Genomic DNA, 17,968 nt, shown 5'->3' on the forward strand with positions numbered 1-17,968 from the left:
GGCGTAGAGCCGCTGGACGAGTACGGCCTGGTCCGCGGTGAGCTCGGCCTGCGCCCGCCGTCTGTTCCGGCGGTGGATCCAACGCGTTCGGCGCGGGATTCCGTCTCCACGCTCACGTCACTCCGCCCCGGTGGGCAGAACCCACGCCGAACCCTACGGTTCGCACGGGGTCGCCCAGCTGATCAGAGAGGCTGGCGAGGTGCCGCGAGTACGTCCCTGAGTACCTTCTCGAGCGTGACGCGGGCCAGTTCGTGTCTCAGGGTCTCCTCGATGCCCTCGTAGATGTTCTGCATTGCCGGCTGGATGCCGTGCCCCACCACGCATCCCTGGTCCGGGGCGGTGCGGTGCATCGCGAACAGCGGGCCGGGTTCCACTGCCTCGTACACGTCGAGCAGGGTCATCGACCCCAGCTCGCGCGCCAGCGACCAGCCCGCGCCCGCGCCCCGCCGGGACTCCACGAGGCCGGCCCTGCGCAGCTCGCCGAGCAGCCGTCTGATCACCACGGGGTTGGTGTTCGCGCTGGCTGCGATCTGCTCGGAGGTGGCGACCTCGTGGCCCTGGCGCTGGTAGAGGCCGATCCAGGCCAGCGCATGGGCGGCAATGGTCAGCCTGCTGTTGGCGCTCATGACCCCTCCTCCGGTCGCAACGCTCCATGTTACGACAGCGTAGTCGCAACAGTGAAGGTTGCGACAATCTGAAGTAACAACTATCGTTACGACATCCGGAAAGTGTCAATCAAAGACAAGCGCGGACCGTGAGCGTGTTGCGAAACTCAAAGGAGAACAGGAATGGAAAGTAACGAAAAGACCATTCGCGAGGCTTACCGGCTCGCGGAAGGGAACGTTCTCGACGGTGACGGTTTCCTGGCCTTGTTCACCGAGGACGGGTCGTTCAACGACATGTCGACCTCGCAGAGTTTCCGCGGAGAGCAGATTCCCCAGGTGATCGCGGGCCTCGCCCGCTCGTTCCCCGATGTACACCGTGAGCTGCTCGAGGTACATGCGTTCGGTGATGTCGTCGCCGTCGAGTTGCGAATCCAGGGCACGCATCTCGGAGGGTTTCCGACTCCGGTCGGCGAGATCCCACCGACCGGGAACCGGATCGACGTGCCGGCGGCGGACCTCTGGTACCTCCGTGACGGAAAGATCGAAAGGTTCAATTGCTACAACTCGATGAGCGTGTGGCTTGATCAAATCGGGGTCCACCCTGACTTCAAGTCCGCAGTCGAAGCCACCGAGACAGCAGCCACGACGGCGTAACTCTGCCGGTCAGCGCCGAGTATGCGACAAGACACTCCCTTCTTCGGGCCGCATACCCGGCGCTGCTTCTCGAACGAAGTTGTTGTTCGCACCCAACCGCCGACACGACCCGGCAGGCCGACTCATCGAGTATCAGCAGCCCTGGCCGGCAGGTAGGGCAACGACCCACATCGAGTGACGTTCTCCGGGCCCGCCTCCACGAGACACACGGCTGCGACGAGACCCCACCCCAAAGATCATCGAGGTACGCGGTGCCGGACTGCCCTTCCCCATGCCGCCAAGCCCTGCGCATCCGACGCTGACCGTGGACGAGTTCCACGCGTGCGCGGACCGTGGAGGGCTCGGCCTGCCATGAGTCCGTGACGATCACGAGAACCGGCGCGGAGGCCGGCGTAAGAGACGGCACCACCCGCGCCCCTTGCTCCGCCCTTGGGCAGGACGACGACTCCCAGCTCGACGCCTTGCGGGCCACGGCATCCCGAGGGACAAGATCTTCAGCGAGAAGATCAGCACCCGCGTCCGCGGAGGGCCCAGTTCGAGGAGTCGCTTGTACGGCGCGGGAGGTCAAGGCCCACGCCCCGCACAGCCGCGTCATCTTTACCGTGTACGAGATGAAGCGGCTCGGCCGCGACGCCGCCGAACTCACCGTGCTCGCCGACCACCTCACCGCCCACGGCCTGGTCCTGGAGATGCTCGCCGGGCCCTTGCCCGGCATCTACGACCCACCGGCCCCGGCAAGCTGCTGTTCGCGTTCTTCGCGGCGATGGCGGAGACCGAACGGGAGGACATCCCGGAGTCGACGCTGGAGGGGCTCGACACCGCGGCCCGCAAGGGCAAGCACGGCGGCCGACCCCCGGTCATCACCGCCGACATGCTCCACACCGTGCTCCGGTGCCGCGCGGGCGGCGAGTCCGTCGAGCAGATCCAGCCCGACCTGATCACCCCCACCAGCAAGCGCAAGGGACAGAACCCCTCCGTCGCCGGCATCTACCGGGCGCTCGCCGAACACGCCAAGCGCGAGGCGTACCCCGAAGCCGTCGAGGCCGCGCACGCCGACTTCGCCGCCCTGAAGGCCAGGGACGTTCCCGCCCCGCGTACGGCGGACCAGCCGGAGCCCACCCGGTACCTCGCGGCCCTCCAGTTCGAAGAAGGCGGCCCGGCCGTCACCGGCGAATGGACCGGCGACGCTCCCGCCCTGCGCACGTACCGCGGCTGGTTCGGGCTGTACGGCAGCCAGGACAGCGTGGTCATCCGCCTCATCGAAGTCAGCGACGGCCGCGAACACGTACTCAGAGGACGTTCCGGTTGAAAACCGGATAGTTCATGGGTTGTGCCAGGTTATGGGTGTTTCGCCGGTTGCTCGTTTCGCGAGATTCGAGATCATCGCGATGCGGATCATGCTCTCGGAGTGTGCGGGTTTGGTCTCGTAGTCGCGGGCGAGTCGGCGGTGCATCATGATCCATCCGAAGCTTCGCTCGACGACCCAGCGCCTGGGGATCACGGAGAAGCCTTTGACCTGCTCGTTTCGTGGGACGACGTCGACGTCGATGCCGAGAGTGGCGCCGTATTCGATGGCTTTGGTCTTGTAGCCGGTGTCGACCCATGCCTTGGTGATGGTGGGGTGATCGGCGGCGAGCTGGGTGAGGAGCTGTTTGCCGGCCTCGTTGTCGGAGACGCCGGCGGCGGTCACGATGACCAGCAGTAACAGGCCGAGGGTGTCGACGGCGATGCTGCGCTTGCGGCCCACGATCTTCTTGCCGGCATCCGTCCCCTGGGTATCGGTGGGAACGCTGGTCGCGGTCTTGACGCTCTGTGCATCGATCACGCAGGCGGTGGGCTCGGCGGTGCGTCCTGCCTGCTCACGGACCATCCGGTGCAGGTGGACGCCGAGTTTCTCGATGGTGCCGTCGGCGGTCCAGGCACTGAAGTAGCCGAACACCGTGGTGTGCGGCGGAAAGTCATGTGGAAGATAGCGCCACGGGACGCCGGTCCGGTTGAGGAAGAGGATCGCGTTCATGACTTCCCGCAGGTCAGTGACCTTGCCGCCGAGATTGAGCGAGGTCTTCTGACGCTCGGCCCGCCAAGCCGTCAACGTCGGTTCCATCAACGCCCAGCGGGCGTCGGAGAGATCACTCAGGTACGGCAGGCGCGGCTGCGAAGAGGTCATGGGGATACTCATGCACGAGGCCCGCGCCCGGGCATATCGCTCGATCGAGCGAGGCAAAAGCCCTTTTCGGTATGTTCTTCGAACCGGACAGGAGCTATTGGACAGAACCGGGGTGAAACGCAGGATCGCGTCTGCCGAAACGGCGGCCCCAAACCGCCTGTTCTGCCTGTATATGGCCAATCCTGGCGCGGCCAAACCAACCCAAACCACTACGCAAATGACGCGAACGTCCTCTCAGAGGGCGTTAAGTCCCGTTCCTGATGATGTGGTGTCGCCCGTTCGTGGGTGATGGGACGGTTCCGTCCTCGTGCCATGGCGTGTGCATGATGGGGTCGCGGGCATGGAACGGATGCCGTACGCAACCGACTTGTCCGACGAGCAGTGGGCGCTGATCGAGCCGCTGGTCACCGCGTGGAAGCAGGAGCGGGTGGCACAGTCGGCGACCGGGAACCCGGGCTCCTGCGACCTGCGCGAGGTCGTGAACGCGCTGCTCTACCAGAACCGGACGGGCTGCCAGTGGCGGCTCCTGCCGCACGACCTCCCGGCCTGGTCGGCGGTGTTCTACTACTTCACCCTGTGGCGCCAGGACGGCCTCGACCAGCGGATCCAGGAGATCCTGCGCTGCCAGGTGCGGGAGCGGTCCAGACGATTAGAGGACCCGTCCCTGGTGATCATCGACACCCAGTCCGTCCGCGTGGCGGCCGGGGTGCCGAAGGAGACGACGGGACTGGACGCGAACAAGAAGACGCCCGGCAGGAAGCGGGGGGCTCGCCGTCGACGTGTTGGGTCTGATCATCGGAGTGGTGGTTCTGGCCGCGAGCGCGCACGACAACGAGGCCGGCATCGCCCTGCTGGACCAGGCGGCCGAGCGGTGCGGGATGCGCCTGGAGAAGGTCCTGGTCGACCAGGGTTTCAAGGACGCCGTGATCATCCACGGGGCGGTGAAGGACATCACCGTCGAGGTGGTTCGCCGCAACCTCGACGACGAGGGGAAAGGCTTCGTCCCGCAACCGAAGCGGTGGGTGGTCGAGCAGGTCAACGGCACCCTCATGCTGCAGCGGCGCCTGGCCCGAAACTACGATCACCGGCCCGACAACGCGACCTCCCGCGTCTACTGGGCCTCCACCGCCGGCATGCTCCGCCGCCTCACCGCCCCTACTCCCACATGGCGGGACGACGTGGAGCTGGCCGCGTGAACGTCTGCGAACTCCTGCGGCTGCTGCAGACCGAACACGATGAAACCGCAGCTCGCGCTGACCACCTGCGCGAGTAGATCGAGCGGCTTACCACCGACCTTGCCGAGACAGAAGCCCGCCTGGCCGAGCTCGCCGCCACCCGCAAAGTCATCGACGGCCTCACCCCTCCCCACCACACAACGGCCCCCGCGGAGACCGCCACTGCCACCGTCTACCAGCGCATCGTGACCATGTTCAACGAGCACCCCGGAAAGGTGTTCCGTGTCCGCGATCTGCACGAGCACCTCGACCTGCCCACCGACGAGCCCTCGATCAACGTCACCTGCTCCCGCCTGGGACGACTCGCCCGCCAAGGATTCCTCGAGCAGCCGGGACGAGTCCGCTACCAGAAGTGGACTTGGCGTCCACCGAGAGCCACCGCTCGGGTCTCAGCACTGTCCCGGTACTGACGTGAGCGAGCCGTCGGCCGGATGTCAGTCAGCTGACGGAGGCTGTCGGCACGGTGGCCGAGCCATTCTCGTGGAGACATCGAATCCGCCCGGTACCCGGGTGAGACCACGAGGAGCGGACCATGAACACCATCGCGCAGCACTGGATCAACGGACAGTGGACCGGCTCCGGCTCGGTTCTGGAATCGATCAACCCGGCCGACGGCACCGTCGTCGGCTCGTTCTACGACGGTGGCGAGGCAGAGGCCTCGGCCGCCGTGGACGCAGCCGCCGCCGCGTTCGAGACCACCGAATGGGCGCGCACTCCCTCGCTCCGGGCGACCGCGCTCAGCCGGCTGGCCGACGCCCTCGAGGCCCGGGTACCCGAGGTTGCGGCCATGTTGTCCCGGGAGAACGGCAAGCTGCTGGGTGAGACCACGTGGGAGGTCAGCGGTGCGGTCGGGTGGCTGCGGTACGCGGCGGCCTCTGTGCGCACTCAGACCGCCGGGCGCGCCGCCGAGACGGCACCCGGCCAGTACACCCACTCGGTACCCGAGCCGCTCGGTGTCGCCGGGATCATTTCTCCCTGGAACTCCCCCATCATGCTGACCGTGCGGGCACTGGGCCCGGCGCTGGCCGCCGGCTGCACCGTCGTGGTCAAGCTTCCGGCTCAGACGGCGCTGACCAATGAGCTTTTCGCGCAGGTCCTGGCCTCGGTCACGGAGATCCCGGCGGGCGTGGTCAGCGTGTTCACCGAGTCCGGCAACACCGGGGCCCCGTTCCTGGTCTCCTCGGACAAGGTCGACGTGATCAACTACACCGGCAGTACGCCGGTCGGGCGCCGTATCGCGGCTGCGGCCTCCACCACGCTCAAGCGGCTCGGTCTGGAACTGGGCGGCAAGGCGCCGATGGTGGTCTTTCCCGACGCCGATCTGGACATGGTGATCCCCACCGTGGTGCAGTCGCTGGTGCTGATGAACGGGCAGTTCTGCTGCACCGGCTCCCGTGTACTGGTTCACCGGGACATCGCCGACCAGGTGCGCACTCGGCTCACCGCCGCGCTCGCGCAGGTGCGGCTCGGGTCGGGCGACGACGAGAAGGCCCAGCTCGGCCCGGTGATCGACCGGGCGTCCGCCCAGCGGGTGGACGCGATCGTCGAGGAAGCCGCCTCGTACGGCACGGTGCTGCTGCGCGGCGGTGTGGTCACCGACGGCCCGCTGGCCGCCGGCGCGTTCTACCGGCCGAGCCTGATCGAGGTGGACCGCACCGACGTCCGGATCGTGCAGGAGGAGGTCTTCGGTCCGGTCCAGACGTTCGAGATCTTCGATGATGAGGACGACGCCGTGGCCAAGGCGAACGCCACCATCTACGGTCTGGCCGCCTCGGTGTTCAGCTCGGACTCGATGAAGGCCCGCCGGATCGCCCGGCGCATCCGCACCGGCACGGTGTGGATCAACACCTGGGGAGCCATCAGCGAGGACTTCGAGGAGGGCGGCGTCAAGGGCAGCGGTTACGGCTATCTGTGCGGCCCGCGAGCGATCGAGGAGTTCCAGGCCCTCAAGGTGTACGTGGAGCAGGACCACACCCAGTCCGCTCACTGATCAGATCATGACCTGGCCCGGCGCCCACCTGGGTGCCGGGCCGTCGGGCCTTGACCCCTGCACGGGAAGGTTGCACCAGGCGTCGATTCTGATCACCGGAGCGACGAACGGTCTTGGTCTCGCTCTGGCTGAGGAGCTTGCGGAAGTCGTGCACCAGTTACTTCTGCACGGTCGTGCCCCGCAGCGACCGGTGCCGATCGCGCAGCGTTTCGGGGCCGAGCAATACATCGCCGACCTGTCCGCTCCGGCCGAGACACAGCGAAACCATCTGAGCCCTGTGCTGCTCACCCGGCAACTGCTGCCGCTGTTGCGCGCGGGCAGCCCATCACGCAGCGCCAACATCGCCTCGGTCGAGCAGGAACCGATGGAATCACAACGACACGCAGCATTTCGATTTGGAGTGGTCCATGAACGAGAGAATTGTTTCCCATGCCTACGGTGCCGACGATCCTGGACTGCCAAGCCCACCGGCAGTGACAGACATCCGGCACACGCTCCGGGAGCAGAGCCGGGACGCGTCCGCGAACGCCGAGCCCCGGCTCGGCCCCACCGTTCCGGCCGCCGTCCGGCGTTGGAAACTGTGGCTCCTCACCGTGTGCGGTATCTACCCCACCATCGTCCTGCTGGGCCTGGCCACGAACCCTGTTCTGGAGGATCTGTACCTGCCGGTGCGACTCGCTGTACTCGTCCCGGCGGCGGCAGCAGCGATGGTCTGGCAGATCAATCCCCGACTGCAGCGGCATTTCGGAGCTTGGCTCACCAGATGACAAGCAGCCCGGCTCCGCCGCCGGTGTGCTCCGCGGCGCCCGCACACCACAGACCACTGCGCAGGCTCACGGCGCGAGGCCGCGACGAGACCCACCGCGGCGTCTCCTCACTGGAGCTCTTCTTCGACCTGTGCTTCATCGTGGCCATAGCCCAGGCAGGCGCCCAGTTGGTGCACGCCATGGTAGAGGGACACACGGGCGAGGGGATCCTCAACTACTTGATGATCTTCTTCGCCATCTGGTGGGCGTGGATGAACTTCACGTGGTTCGCCTCGGCTTACGACAACGACGACGTGCTGTACCGGATCGTCACGCTGATCCAGATAGCCGGCGTGCTCGTCCTGACGGCAGGCGTCTCCCCGGCGTTCGAGGAACACGCGTACCTGGTCGTCGTCCTGGGCTATGTGATCATGCGGCTCGCCATGACGGCGCAGTGGCTGCGCGTGGCGCGGTCGAGCCAGGGCCCCGAGCGGACGATGGCGCTGCGGTACGCCATCGGGCTGTGCCAGATCGGCTGGCTGGGGCTACTGGCCCTGCCGGAGGCCGGCCGCCCGTGGGTCTTCCTGGTGATGGCGCTGCTGGAGATGGCCGTACCGCTGTATGCGGAGCGGGCCCACCCCACGCCGTGGCACCCCCGCCACATCGCCGAACGGTACGGGCTGCTCACGCTCATCGTGCTCGGCGAGACCATCGCGGCGGCGACCGTCGCCGTGAAGTCGGGGATCGACGAGCACGAGGCCCTGGGTGAGTTGCTGCCCATCGCCGCCGGCGGACTGCTGATCATCTTCGCCGCCTGGTGGGTGTACTTCGCGGTCCCCATCCACGGGCACCTCCGCTCCAACCGGCAGTCCTTCCTCTGGGGCTACGGCCATTACCTGATCTTCGTCTCGGGTGCCGCGATCGGGGCCGGCCTGGAGGTGGCGGTGGAGCAGGCGGTGGGCAAGGCGCACCTTTCGGCGCTGTCGGCGTCGGCGGCGGTGACGCTGCCGACAGCGCTGTTCCTGCTCACGGTGTGGGCGCTGCACTCGCGCTTCTACAAGGTGGGGATCGCCCAGCAGTCGGTGCTGCCGGCCACGGCGCTGCTGGTGGTCGTCTGTACGTTCCTGGGTCACTGGGCGGTGCTCGCGGCGGGGCTGGTGGCGGCGCTGGCGGTGGCAGCCGGGGTGACGCTGACGGCGCTCGGGACGAGCCCGGAGCGTGGGAGGGGCGAGGAAAGCGTCGCGGTGCCAGTTCTGTGAGGGAACCCTCGCCGCCGCGGGAACCTGGCCGGCACGGCGTACGACGGCGCCCGTGCCGTGCGCCCGGTGCACCTGCTCAACGACGGTGACACGTTGTTCACACCGGCTACGGGGACGCACCCGCTCGGCACCGCGAACCCGCTGGCCCTGGACGACGTCCTCGCCGCCGGTGTCGGCACCGATGATCCGTCCGTCTTCGTCGCGTCGGACGTGGATCTTGCGCTGTCCGCCGGTGCGGGCGCGGGATGCGAGCTGCTCGACGAGTCGTTCATCACGACTGCGCAGGCCTCGGAGGACGGCGACGAAGGGGCGATAGCCGGCGGAGGCGACCATGCCGGCCGGGTCTTTGCCAGGCCGGGGGAGAGACCGGCACGATGACCCGCGTGGCCTTCGTGCTGTCGTTGCGGTGGGGCCGCAGCGCCCGACGGGTGTTCTGCATGATCTTCGTCTGGGAGCTGCGGGTGTCGGCGAAGCAGATGGCTTCACACTCCGTTTGCCGGTGGGTGCGATAATCGCTGGTCAAGTGCGTGGCTGGTGGTTCGACCGCCTCGCGAGGCAGAGCGAGGGACACGGCGGATGTGGGCGAAGTCAAGGACAGGCATGGGTGTCGGCCCGACTGGGCTGGTCGGCCGGGAGGGCGAGCTCGCAGAGCTTGCGGCGTTCCTGGACATGGCCGGGACGGACGGAGCCGTCCTGCTGCTCACCGGTGATCCGGGCGTGGGGAAGACGGCGCTCCTGGACGCGACCGCCGAGCTGGCGGTGGCGAAGGGAATGCGGGTCGTCCGCGGGAGCGGCGACGAGTACGAGACGGACATCAGCTTCGCGGGGCTCCATCAGCTCGTCGGCTCGCTGCCGGACGAGCTCGGTCGTCTGCCGCGTTCCACGCGGGAGGCCCTCGAGGTCGCCCTCGGTCTCGGCGCCGGTCCCGCGCCGAGCCGGATCGCCGTCCTGAACGCGGCACTGTCCCTGTTCGACGAGGCCGCGAAGGAGCGGCCGTTGCTCCTCGTGGTCGATGACCTTCATGCCGTCGACCAGGCGAGCCGGGCTGCGGTGGGTTTCGTCGCCAGAAGACTGGGCGGTCGCCGCATCGGGCTGCTCGGAGCAGGGCGAACGGAGTCCGACGCATCCTTCCGGTCCACCGGCCTGCCGGAGCTCGAGATCGCGCCGCTGGGTGACTCGGACGCCCTGCGACTGCTGTCCCGGCGCTTCGCCCACCTCCCCCGTCGGGTCCTTTCGACCGTGGCGCACGAGGCGCAGGGAAACCCCCTGGCTCTGCTCGAGTTCGCCGGGTCCGCCGGGGCGTCCGGCGGCCAACACGGCCAAGGGGCGGGGTGGGCGAGCGGCCAGGGACGGGACGTGCGCGCTCTATACAGCGCCCGCGTCGGGCGGCTGCCGCACAGAACGCGCGAGGTACTGCTGCTCGCGGCTCTCGAGGGCTCCGGCGACATCGGCATTCTCGAGGCGGCCGGCGGGCCGGGCGGGCTCGACGGGCTCGCTCCCGCGGAGCGCGACCACCTGGTCATGGTCGCGGAGAACGGCCGCGTGGTGCGCTTCAGGCACCCGCTGGTCAGGGCCGCGGTGGTCGACGGTTCCACCGGCGAGCAGCGGCGCAGCGCCCACCGCCGGCTGGCCGACGCGCTGGCCGACCAGCCCGAGCGGCGCGGTGATCACCTCGCGAGAGCCACGACGGCGCCCGACGAGGCGGTCGCCGCCGTCGTGGAGTCGGCGGCCCGCAGCAGCCTGCGACGCGGTGACGCCGACGGCGCGATCGCGAGGCTGCGGCGCGCGGCCGAGCTGAGCCCCGACCGGATGGTCCGCAGACGCCGCCTGTCGCAGGCCGCCTACGTCGCCGCCTGGGTCGCGGGTCATCTGGAGATCAGCCACGAGATCATGCGTGAGGTCGAGGGCGATCCGGCGGTCCGGTCGCTCCTGGCGGCCGCGACGGCCGGCTTCCTCGTGCTCGTCACGGAAGGGGACGCCGACACCGCCCACGCGCTGCTGATGGAGGCGCTCGAGCAGGCGCCGGTGTCGCCCGGTCCGCCGTCCGCCGAGCTGGAGACCGCGCTGTTCACCCTCACGCTCGCCAGCCAGTACTCGGGCCGGCCCGAGCACTGGCAGCCTCTGTCCGAGGTCCTCGCCCAGCTTCCCGCGGCGTCGCCCGCCGCCGCGGCGTCCCTGGCTCGCGTCCACCACGACCTCGGCTCCCTCACCGACGGCATGCTGCGCCGCCTGGACGAGGAGATCGCGCGGCTGAGGGACCAGAGTGACGCCGACGTGGTCATCCGCACCGCCCTGACCGCCTCGTACCTCGACCGGCTTCCGGGCTGCCGCGAGGCCGTGTTGCGGGTCATACGCGACGGCGACGCGGTGGGATCGAGCATGCCGGCCCTGATGTTCGTCGCCCTGGACGACCTGTACACCGGCCGTTGGCAGCCGTCGGCCGACGCCGCGGACGAGCTCGTCGCCCTGTCCGAGGAGACGGGATACCACTTGTTCGCCCAGGTGGGGCACTACATCGCCGCGATGGCCGCGGCCCAGCGCGGCGACCTCGACGCGTGCCGCCGCCACTGCGAGGCCGTCTGGGGGTGGTCGGGGCCCAGAAGACTGCGGCGGCTGGAGAACTGCGCCCACCAAGCGGCGGCCCGGGCGGCCCTCGGCGCCGCCGACTTCGAGACGGCCTTCCGGCACGCCACAGCGATCTGCGCCCCGGGTGTGCTGCCGCCGTTCAACCCCGAGGCCGTGTGGTCCGCGCCGGACCTCGTCGAGGCCGCCGTGCGCACCGGGCGGCACGAGGAGGCGCGACGGCACGCGGACGCGCTGCGCGACGCCGGTGTCGGCCACCTCTCGTCGCGGCTCGCGCTGAGCTCGGCCACGGTCACGGCGATGACATCGGCTGCCGAGGACATGGTCCGGTGCTTCGAGGAGGCACTCGCACTGCCGGGCGTCGAGCAGTGGCCCTTCGAGGTCGGCCGTGCTCATCTGGCGTACGGCGAGAGGCTGCGCCGTCAGGGACTCAACCGCGAGGCCCGGGTGCAGCTGACCGCCGCCCGCGGCCGCTTCGAGGCGCTCGGGGCCCGTTCGTGGGAGACTCGGGCCGCGGCGGAGCTCCGCGCCACCGGGATGACGCGGACCGGCCGGAGCAAGGCTGGTGAGGCCCTCACCCCGCAAGAGCTGGAGGTCGCCAGGCTGGCGGCGACAGGGCTGTCGAACCCGCAGATCGCGTCGCGTCTGTTCCTTTCGCCGCGGACCGTGTCGTCGCATCTCTACCGTGTGTTCCCGAAGCTGGGGATCACGTCGCGGGCCGGGCTCCGCGACGCTCTGGAGGCGCTGCCTCCCGAACTTCCGGCCACCGGGCTGTGAGAGCTACCGGTCGGGTCTCAGCACTGCCCCGGTACTGACGTAAGCGAGCCGTCGGCCGGATGTCAGTCAGCTGACGGAGGCTGTCGGTACGGTGGCCGAGCCATTCTCGTGGAGACATCGAATCCGCCCGGTACCCGGGCGAGACCACGAGGAGCAGACCATGCCGTTCGTCACCGCCAGCGACGGAACCGAAATCTTCTACAAGGACTGGGGCTCGGGCCGGCCGGTCATGTTCCACCACGGCTGGCCGCTGAGCTCGGACGACTGGGACGCCCAACTGCTGTTCCTCGTCCAGCACGGCTACCGCGTCATCGCCCACGACCGCCGCGGGCACGGGCGCTCCGCCCAGGTCGGCCACGGGCACGACATGGACCACTACGCGGCGGACGCCGCCGCCGTGGTGGCGCACCTCGGCCTGCGCGACGTCGTCCACGTCGGCCACTCCACCGGTGGCGGAGAGGTCGCCCGGTACGTCGCCAGGCACGGTGCCGGGCGGGTCGCCAAGGCCGTCCTCATCGGAGCGGTCCCGCCGCTCATGGTCCAGACCGAATCGAACCCGGGAGGGCTGCCGGTCGAGGTCTTCGACAGCTTCCGCGAGGCCGTGGCCACCAACCGCTCCCAGTTCTACCTCGACCTCGCCTCCGGGCCGTTCTACGGGTTCAACCGCCCGGGCGCGGACGTCTCCCAGGGCGTCATCCAGAACTGGTGGCGTCAGGGAATGACCGGCAGCGCGCAGGCGCACTACGAGGGGATCAAGGCGTTCTCGGAGACCGACTTCACCGACGACCTCCGGGCGATCGACGTGCCCACGCTCATCATGCACGGCGACGACGACCAGATCGTCCCGATCGCCAACTCCGCCGAGATGGCGATCACGTTGGTCAAGAACGCGCGCCTGAAGGTCTACCCGGGACTGTCGCACGGCATGTGCACCGTGAACGCCGACACCGTCAACGCCGACCTCCTCGACTTCATCGAGAGCTGACACCGGCCCGGTACCGACACACAGCCCGTCAGCCCGGAACAGAAAAGAAATGACCATGACCGCAACACCCACCGGCTACGTGACCGTCGTCTGGGACGCGAAGGCGAAGGCGGGCAGGGAGGACGACCTCAAGGCGTTCATCACCGCCGCCGTCACCCCCTCGCGCAACGACCTCGGCAACATCGACTACGAGGCCCACGAAGTCGAGGGCCGACCCGGCGAGTTCGTCATCTACGAACGCTGGGAGACACGCGCCCACCTCGACGCACACCTCGCCGCGCCCCGGATGCGGGAACTCGTCCCGCAGATGCTCGAGCTGATCGACGGATCCATCGAGGACGGCATCCGCCTGCTGCGCCCGTTCCGTCCCGCCCACTAGCGCCGGACGCCCGCCGGCATCGACGCCGGCGGGCCGCACCGCCGCGAACCGATCCCGCGGGTGCTCCCGGTGACCGCTTTTGCGGGAGCACCCGCTCCGACGACACGCACAGGAGAGACACGACGTGACCACCACATTGATCACCGGCGGCAACAGGGGCCTCGGCCACGAGATCGCGCGCCGACTCGTCCAGGTGGGCCAGACGGTCTGGATCGGAGCCCGGGACGCCGGGAACGGACGCAAGGCCGCCGACCGGCTCGGCGCCGGCTTCGTCCAGCTGGACGTGACCGACGACGCGTCGGTCGGCGCGGCGGTCGAGACGCTGCGCGCGCGGGCCGGCCACCTGGACGTTCTCGTCAACAACGCCGGCATCCTCGGTGAAGTGACGGCCCCCGAGGACATGACGGCCGACCAGATCCGCCACGTCTACGAAACCAACGTCTTCGGTCTGGTGCGCGTCACGCACGCGTTCCTGCCCCTGCTGCGGAAGGCGGCTGCCCCGTCCGTCGTCAACGTCACCAGTGGTCTGGGGTCGTTCACGCTGACCCACGACCCGGAGCGGGTCGAGTCGCAGTATCCGCTCGCCGCCTACGGCTCGTCGAAGAGCGCGGTCACCATGCTGACCATGCAGTACGCCAGGACGATCCCCGACGTCCGCTTCAACGCGGTGGACCCCGGCCAGACCGCGACCGAGTTCACCGGCCACATCGGGCAGAGCGTCGAGGAGGGCGCGGAGGCGGCGGTGCGTATCGCCACCCTGGGGCCCGACACGCCCACCGGCACGGTGACCGATCGCGCCGGCACACTCCCCTGGTGACGGCGGCAGGCCCGACCCCGCGACAGTCCTGGCAACCACACCCACCCGGCGCACCGGTAAGGGCCGACGGGCCCTTACCGAGGGAATCAGGACTCAGTCGCCAAGCCCCTGATTGGACGTTAAGTCCGCTTCTTTCAAATAGGACTGGCCCGCTGATGCCGGGATCGTCCTGCAGTAGATAGCCCAGGCCCACCGGGAGCGGGAACGCCACCAGCGCACCGAGTTCGCCGCATCGCGGGCCGTCGGTGCCCGCTATATGACTTGTGCACAGCCGTGTACCAGAAAGAGGACTCGAAGCCGTTCGTGCGATGGTCGATGAAGGGACGACCGTGCGGCGGGCCAGACGGCTGTCCGTCATTGCCGGTCACGAGTGGGCGGGGATTCGGCTCATTCTCAGCCTGCTCCAGCCAGGTTGGGCACTGGTTCGGGCGAAGCCATCCGGCTGTGGTCGGGACGTGCTGATGCACCGGGGACGATGGGACGGTTGCGCGATGCCGTTCCGTACGGGGGTCTGACTCTTGAGATCTTTGACCGAAGTGTCCAGTCACAGGCTTGTCGACTGTCGTTGCGGGATGGTTTCTGCTGGTACCGAGCCACAGGGCGTGTCCCTATAGGGGCCTTGCCGAGTTCCAGGCGCCATCACGGTTCAGACCGCCCGAGCGGGCCGGTGCCATCCACCCAGCACGTGAGCACGTGGGAGGCGAACCATCATGACGACCAGAGAGCGCAGCACCTCCTCCAGCATGGATCCGCCCAATCGGCGCGAGGTGGTCCTGGGCGTGGACACGCACGGCGAGGTGCATGTCGCCGCCGTGGTCTCCCCGCTGGGAAAGGTCCTGGGAACCGAGTCCTTTCCGGCGACGGCGGCCGGCTACCGACAGCTGCTCGTCTGGGCCCGCAAGCGGGGGACGGTGCGCCGGGCCGGCGTGGAGGGCACCGGTACCTTCGGAGCGGGCCTCTCCCGGTACCTGCTGGCTCAGCACGTCGAGGTGCTTGAAGTGAACCGGCCCGACCGCACGGCCCGCCGGCTGCTCGGCAAGTCGGACCCGCTCGACGCTCAGGCCGCCGCGCGGGCCGTGCTCAGCGGCCGCGCCCAGGCCCGGGCCAAATCCGGCGACGGACCGGTGCACAGCGCCCGGATCTACAAGCTCGCCAAGGACTCCGCGGTCAAGGCCCGCACCCAGGCGATCAACCAGCTCAAGGCCGTCCTGGTCATCGCCGACCCCGCGCTGCGGGAACGGCTGTCGAGCCTGGGCAATGCCGAGTTGTTCCGCACCTGCGCGCGCCTCGGCCCGCACGACGGTGGGGGAGACGAGGACGCGGTGGCCCAGGCCACCCACATGACGTTGCGCATGCTCGCCGAGCGTATCGAACAGCTCACCGGGCAGATCAATGAGCTGAACCAGCGCCTGACCCGGCTCGTCGAACACCACGCCCCACAGCTGCTCGAACCGGTGGGCATCGGTCCGGACAGTGCCGTCACTCTCCTGATCACCATGGGGGACAACCCCGAGCGACTGAACACCGAGGCGTCCTTTGCTGCCCTTTGCGGAGTCAGCCCCATCGAGTACTCCTCCGGCCGACGGCGCACGCGCCGGCTCAACTACGGCGGCGACCGGCAGGCCAACGCCGCCCTGCATCGCATCGTCTTCACCCGGCTGCGCCACGACCCGCGTACCCAGGCGTACTTCGAACGCCGCACCCAGGAGGGCAAGACCCGTCGTGAGATCATCCGATGCCTCAAGCGATACGCAGCCCGCGAGGTCTTCAACCTGGTCAGACCAGTTTCCCGCGCCCCCGCGTTATAGGGGCGTCGGTGAATGGTGGGGCACCGCCGCGAGCCACTCTGACGGGCCACCGCACGAATCTCAAGGACGACGAAGCCGCGCCGGAACGCTACGGCGCGGCTTCGCCATGAGATCGGCTCCGATTGCACTCACGTTGTGGTGGGCACCTCATGCGATGCGTGTTCCGGTGAGGCTTCCGGGGTGCGCGTGCTTTGCAATTGCGCTCGACCAGGCGTGCATCAGGACGAGTCCTCGACGACTCGCGAAAGGAGCGGGCATTCACGAGTGGTACCGAGGTTCCGTGGGCCGGTCGGAAGCGATCACAGGGACCATCGGCCTTCGTCGGTGGACCGATAGCCACTGATCGGCGCGCTCACGCCGCAGCAGGATCAGTCATAGATCGACTCGCCTGCTGAAAACGGCCGACATCAGGAGTGCTGCCATGCCCTCGACCTCAAGAGAATCCGAGTCCCCGGGTGGGACAGGCACGGATCGCCGTCCCAGTGCGACATCCTCGCTGGGCTTGCCGGCAGCCACCGCCCTGGTAATCGGCAGCATCATCGGGACCGGCGTCTTCGCGCTTCCGTCCGCACTCGCGCCGTACGGGCCGATCTCCCTCGTGGCGTTCGCGGCGGTCACGTTCGGCGCCCTGGCGCTGGCAATGACGTTCGGAGCGCTGTCCAAGCGCACCTCGTCAAGCGGCGGACCCTACGTATACGCCCGGGAAGCGTTCGGGGAATTCGCCGGGTTCCTCAACGCCTGGTCGTACTGGATCACCGCGTGGGCCGGCAACGCGGCGATCGTGGTGGCCTGGGTCGGGTACGTCGAAGTGTTCGTCAACACCAGCCACCAGGTGGGCGGTTCGATGTTGATCGCCCTGGTAGGGCTGTGGATCCCTGCAGCGGTCAACCTCACCGGCGTGCGGAACACGGGCGCCTTTCAGGTGATCACGACCGTGGTGAAGTTCGTACCGCTGATCTTCATGGCCACCATCGGGCTGCTGTTCGTCGACCCTGACAACTTCGGTCCCTTCAATGCCAGCGGACAGTCGACGCTGGGGGCGATATCGGCGGCCGCGGCCATCGCGCTCTTCAGCTACCTCGGGCTGGAGGCTGCCTCGGTGGTCGCCGGGCGGGTACGGGAGCCCGGGCGCAACGTGCCCCGAGCCACCGTCTACGGAACGTTGGCCTGCGCGGTCATCTACATCCTGGGCACGCTCGCCGTCTTCGGTACTGTCTCGCACGGCGCGCTGGGCTCGTCCACCGCACCGTTCACCGACGCCGCCAACAACATTTTCGGCGGCACGTGGGCGGGCAACACCGTGGCCGTGGCCGCCATCGTCTCCGGCATCGGCGCACTCAACGGCTGGACGATGCTCTGCGCGGAGATGCCGTACGCGGCCGCCCGCGACGGACTCTTCCCCGCTGCCTTCGCCAGGACGCGGGGCACCAGCGGAGTACCTATTTTCGGCATCGTCGTCTCGACCGTGCTCGCGTCCCTGATCACGGTGTTCAGCTACACCCGCTTCGACGACGTCTTCACCAAGATCGTTCTGCTGAGTGTGCTCACCGCGGTGATCCCCTACCTGTTCTCCGCCGCCGCACAGCTGTACTGGGTCCTGGTCCGCGGCCGGGACGGCCTCACGCTCGGCCGACTGGTCCGGGATGTCACCGTGGCCGCACTGGCCATGGCCTTCTCCTACTGGTCGATCCAGGGCAGCGGCTACCAGACGGTCTACTACGGCCTGTTCGTGCTGTTGCTCGGCTTGCCGGTGTACGTCTGGCTCAAGCGGACCCGCCACGAGGGCGAAGCGCCTGACGGCCCCGCGCCTGCGGCGTCCGACAACTCGTCCGGCTCGGCCGCGCCCGTCCTTCCTGGCCCACGAGCACCGGAAACCACGCCCGCTCGCCTGCCCGGCCGCCGGACGACGGTCGTCCGCTTTCGCAGAAGCGCTCGACGCGACCAGCACTGACCACTCGCCACC

14 protein-coding genes and 3 pseudogenes are annotated in these 17,968 nt (G+C 68.7%); 14 read left to right on the plus strand and 3 right to left on the minus strand.

Annotation, left to right across the window (positions count from 1 at the left end; translation table 11 throughout):
* Positions 1-182: 182 nt before the first annotated feature.
* Positions 183-626: an Rrf2 family transcriptional regulator gene (locus tag ACP4J0_RS20255; protein WP_426600077.1), complete on the minus strand. Its 444-nt coding sequence runs from the start codon at positions 624-626 to the stop codon at positions 183-185.
* Positions 627-788: 162 nt separating this feature from the next.
* On the opposite strand from ACP4J0_RS20255, the gene ACP4J0_RS20260 reads away from it, so the two are divergent.
* The gene (locus ACP4J0_RS20260; RefSeq protein ID WP_053637133.1) at positions 789-1,259 is read left to right on the plus strand and encodes a nuclear transport factor 2 family protein; all 471 of its coding nucleotides are present in this window, start codon (positions 789-791) and stop codon (positions 1,257-1,259) included.
* Positions 1,260-2,022: 763 nt separating this feature from the next.
* Positions 2,023-2,568: a hypothetical protein gene (locus ACP4J0_RS20265; RefSeq protein WP_426600078.1), complete on the plus strand. Its 546-nt coding sequence runs from the start codon at positions 2,023-2,025 to the stop codon at positions 2,566-2,568.
* Between the two features lie 12 nt (positions 2,569-2,580).
* Here ACP4J0_RS20265 and ACP4J0_RS20270 read toward each other — a convergent pair whose 3' ends face one another.
* A complete protein-coding gene (locus ACP4J0_RS20270) occupies positions 2,581-3,426 on the minus strand; it encodes an IS5 family transposase (RefSeq protein ID WP_426600079.1) in 846 nt (281 codons plus the stop codon).
* Positions 3,427-3,766: 340 nt separating this feature from the next.
* Between ACP4J0_RS20270 and ACP4J0_RS20275 the strand changes: the two are divergent.
* The 6 genes and pseudogenes from ACP4J0_RS20275 to ACP4J0_RS20300 form a co-directional block, all read left to right on the plus strand.
* Positions 3,767-4,622 (plus strand): annotated as a pseudogene (locus ACP4J0_RS20275) (IS5 family transposase).
* A 224-nt stretch (positions 4,623-4,846) separates the two neighbouring features.
* Complete coding sequence (locus tag ACP4J0_RS20280) at positions 4,847-5,071, plus strand: hypothetical protein (RefSeq protein ID WP_426600080.1); 225 nt, start codon at positions 4,847-4,849, stop codon at positions 5,069-5,071.
* A 122-nt stretch (positions 5,072-5,193) separates the two neighbouring features.
* Positions 5,194-6,651, plus strand: a complete 1,458-nt coding sequence (locus ACP4J0_RS20285) for an aldehyde dehydrogenase family protein (RefSeq protein ID WP_426600081.1) — start codon at positions 5,194-5,196, stop codon at positions 6,649-6,651.
* 407 nt (positions 6,652-7,058) lie between these two features.
* Positions 7,059-7,418: a hypothetical protein gene (locus ACP4J0_RS20290; protein ID WP_361568196.1), complete on the plus strand. Its 360-nt coding sequence runs from the start codon at positions 7,059-7,061 to the stop codon at positions 7,416-7,418.
* Entirely contained in the window at positions 7,415-8,656 is a 1,242-nt protein-coding gene (locus tag ACP4J0_RS20295) for a low temperature requirement protein A (RefSeq protein WP_426600082.1), read from the plus strand. Before ACP4J0_RS20290 ends, ACP4J0_RS20295 begins: the two co-directional genes overlap by 4 nt.
* 24 nt (positions 8,657-8,680) lie before the next feature.
* Positions 8,681-8,827 (plus strand): annotated as a pseudogene (locus tag ACP4J0_RS20300) (P1 family peptidase); the annotation flags it as partial.
* Here ACP4J0_RS20300 and ACP4J0_RS20305 read toward each other — a convergent pair.
* Positions 8,816-9,140: pseudogene (locus ACP4J0_RS20305) on the minus strand (DEAD/DEAH box helicase); the annotation flags it as partial. The pseudogenes ACP4J0_RS20300 and ACP4J0_RS20305 overlap by 12 nt on opposite strands.
* A gap of 116 nt (positions 9,141-9,256) precedes the next feature.
* On the opposite strand from ACP4J0_RS20305, the gene ACP4J0_RS20310 reads away from it, so the two are divergent.
* The 6 genes from ACP4J0_RS20310 to ACP4J0_RS20335 all read left to right on the plus strand — a co-directional run bounded on the left by ACP4J0_RS20310 (position 9,257) and on the right by ACP4J0_RS20335 (position 17,956).
* Positions 9,257-12,016 (plus strand): ATP-binding protein, encoded by a 2,760-nt coding sequence (locus ACP4J0_RS20310; RefSeq protein WP_426600083.1) that lies wholly within the window; start codon positions 9,257-9,259, stop codon positions 12,014-12,016.
* 160 nt (positions 12,017-12,176) lie between these two features.
* A complete protein-coding gene (locus tag ACP4J0_RS20315; protein WP_426600084.1) occupies positions 12,177-13,001 on the plus strand; it encodes an alpha/beta fold hydrolase in 825 nt (274 codons plus the stop codon).
* 55 nt (positions 13,002-13,056) lie between these two features.
* Positions 13,057-13,380: a putative quinol monooxygenase gene (locus ACP4J0_RS20320; protein WP_043382939.1), complete on the plus strand. Its 324-nt coding sequence runs from the start codon at positions 13,057-13,059 to the stop codon at positions 13,378-13,380.
* A 124-nt stretch (positions 13,381-13,504) separates the two neighbouring features.
* Complete coding sequence (locus tag ACP4J0_RS20325; RefSeq protein ID WP_426600085.1) at positions 13,505-14,197, plus strand: SDR family NAD(P)-dependent oxidoreductase; 693 nt, start codon at positions 13,505-13,507, stop codon at positions 14,195-14,197.
* Between the two features lie 710 nt (positions 14,198-14,907).
* Positions 14,908-16,005: an IS110 family transposase gene (locus tag ACP4J0_RS20330; protein ID WP_426600086.1), complete on the plus strand. Its 1,098-nt coding sequence runs from the start codon at positions 14,908-14,910 to the stop codon at positions 16,003-16,005.
* A 421-nt stretch (positions 16,006-16,426) separates the two neighbouring features.
* On the plus strand, positions 16,427-17,956 hold the full coding sequence (locus tag ACP4J0_RS20335; RefSeq protein ID WP_426600087.1) for an APC family permease: 1,530 nt from the start codon (positions 16,427-16,429) through the stop codon (positions 17,954-17,956).
* Positions 17,957-17,968 lie beyond the last annotated feature (12 nt).

Origin of the sequence: Streptomyces sp. WG7 (assembly GCF_049975785.1) — a bacterium.
In the GTDB taxonomy this organism is placed as follows: domain Bacteria; phylum Actinomycetota; class Actinomycetes; order Streptomycetales; family Streptomycetaceae; genus Streptomyces.

Coding starts and splice junctions, on each gene's coding strand:
- ACP4J0_RS20255 (WP_426600077.1), bottom strand. CDS start 626: ATGAGCGCCAACAGCAGGCTGACCATTGCCGCCCATGCGCTGGCCTGG.
- ACP4J0_RS20260 (WP_053637133.1), top strand. CDS start 789: ATGGAAAGTAACGAAAAGACCATTCGCGAGGCTTACCGGCTCGCGGAA.
- ACP4J0_RS20265 (WP_426600078.1), top strand. CDS start 2,023: ATGGCGGAGACCGAACGGGAGGACATCCCGGAGTCGACGCTGGAGGGG.
- ACP4J0_RS20270 (WP_426600079.1), bottom strand. CDS start 3,426: ATGACCTCTTCGCAGCCGCGCCTGCCGTACCTGAGTGATCTCTCCGAC.
- ACP4J0_RS20285 (WP_426600081.1), top strand. CDS start 5,194: ATGAACACCATCGCGCAGCACTGGATCAACGGACAGTGGACCGGCTCC.
- ACP4J0_RS20290 (WP_361568196.1), top strand. CDS start 7,059: ATGAACGAGAGAATTGTTTCCCATGCCTACGGTGCCGACGATCCTGGA.
- ACP4J0_RS20295 (WP_426600082.1), top strand. CDS start 7,415: ATGACAAGCAGCCCGGCTCCGCCGCCGGTGTGCTCCGCGGCGCCCGCA.
- ACP4J0_RS20310 (WP_426600083.1), top strand. CDS start 9,257: ATGGGTGTCGGCCCGACTGGGCTGGTCGGCCGGGAGGGCGAGCTCGCA.
- ACP4J0_RS20315 (WP_426600084.1), top strand. CDS start 12,177: ATGCCGTTCGTCACCGCCAGCGACGGAACCGAAATCTTCTACAAGGAC.
- ACP4J0_RS20320 (WP_043382939.1), top strand. CDS start 13,057: ATGACCGCAACACCCACCGGCTACGTGACCGTCGTCTGGGACGCGAAG.
- ACP4J0_RS20330 (WP_426600086.1), top strand. CDS start 14,908: ATGACGACCAGAGAGCGCAGCACCTCCTCCAGCATGGATCCGCCCAAT.
- ACP4J0_RS20335 (WP_426600087.1), top strand. CDS start 16,427: ATGCCCTCGACCTCAAGAGAATCCGAGTCCCCGGGTGGGACAGGCACG.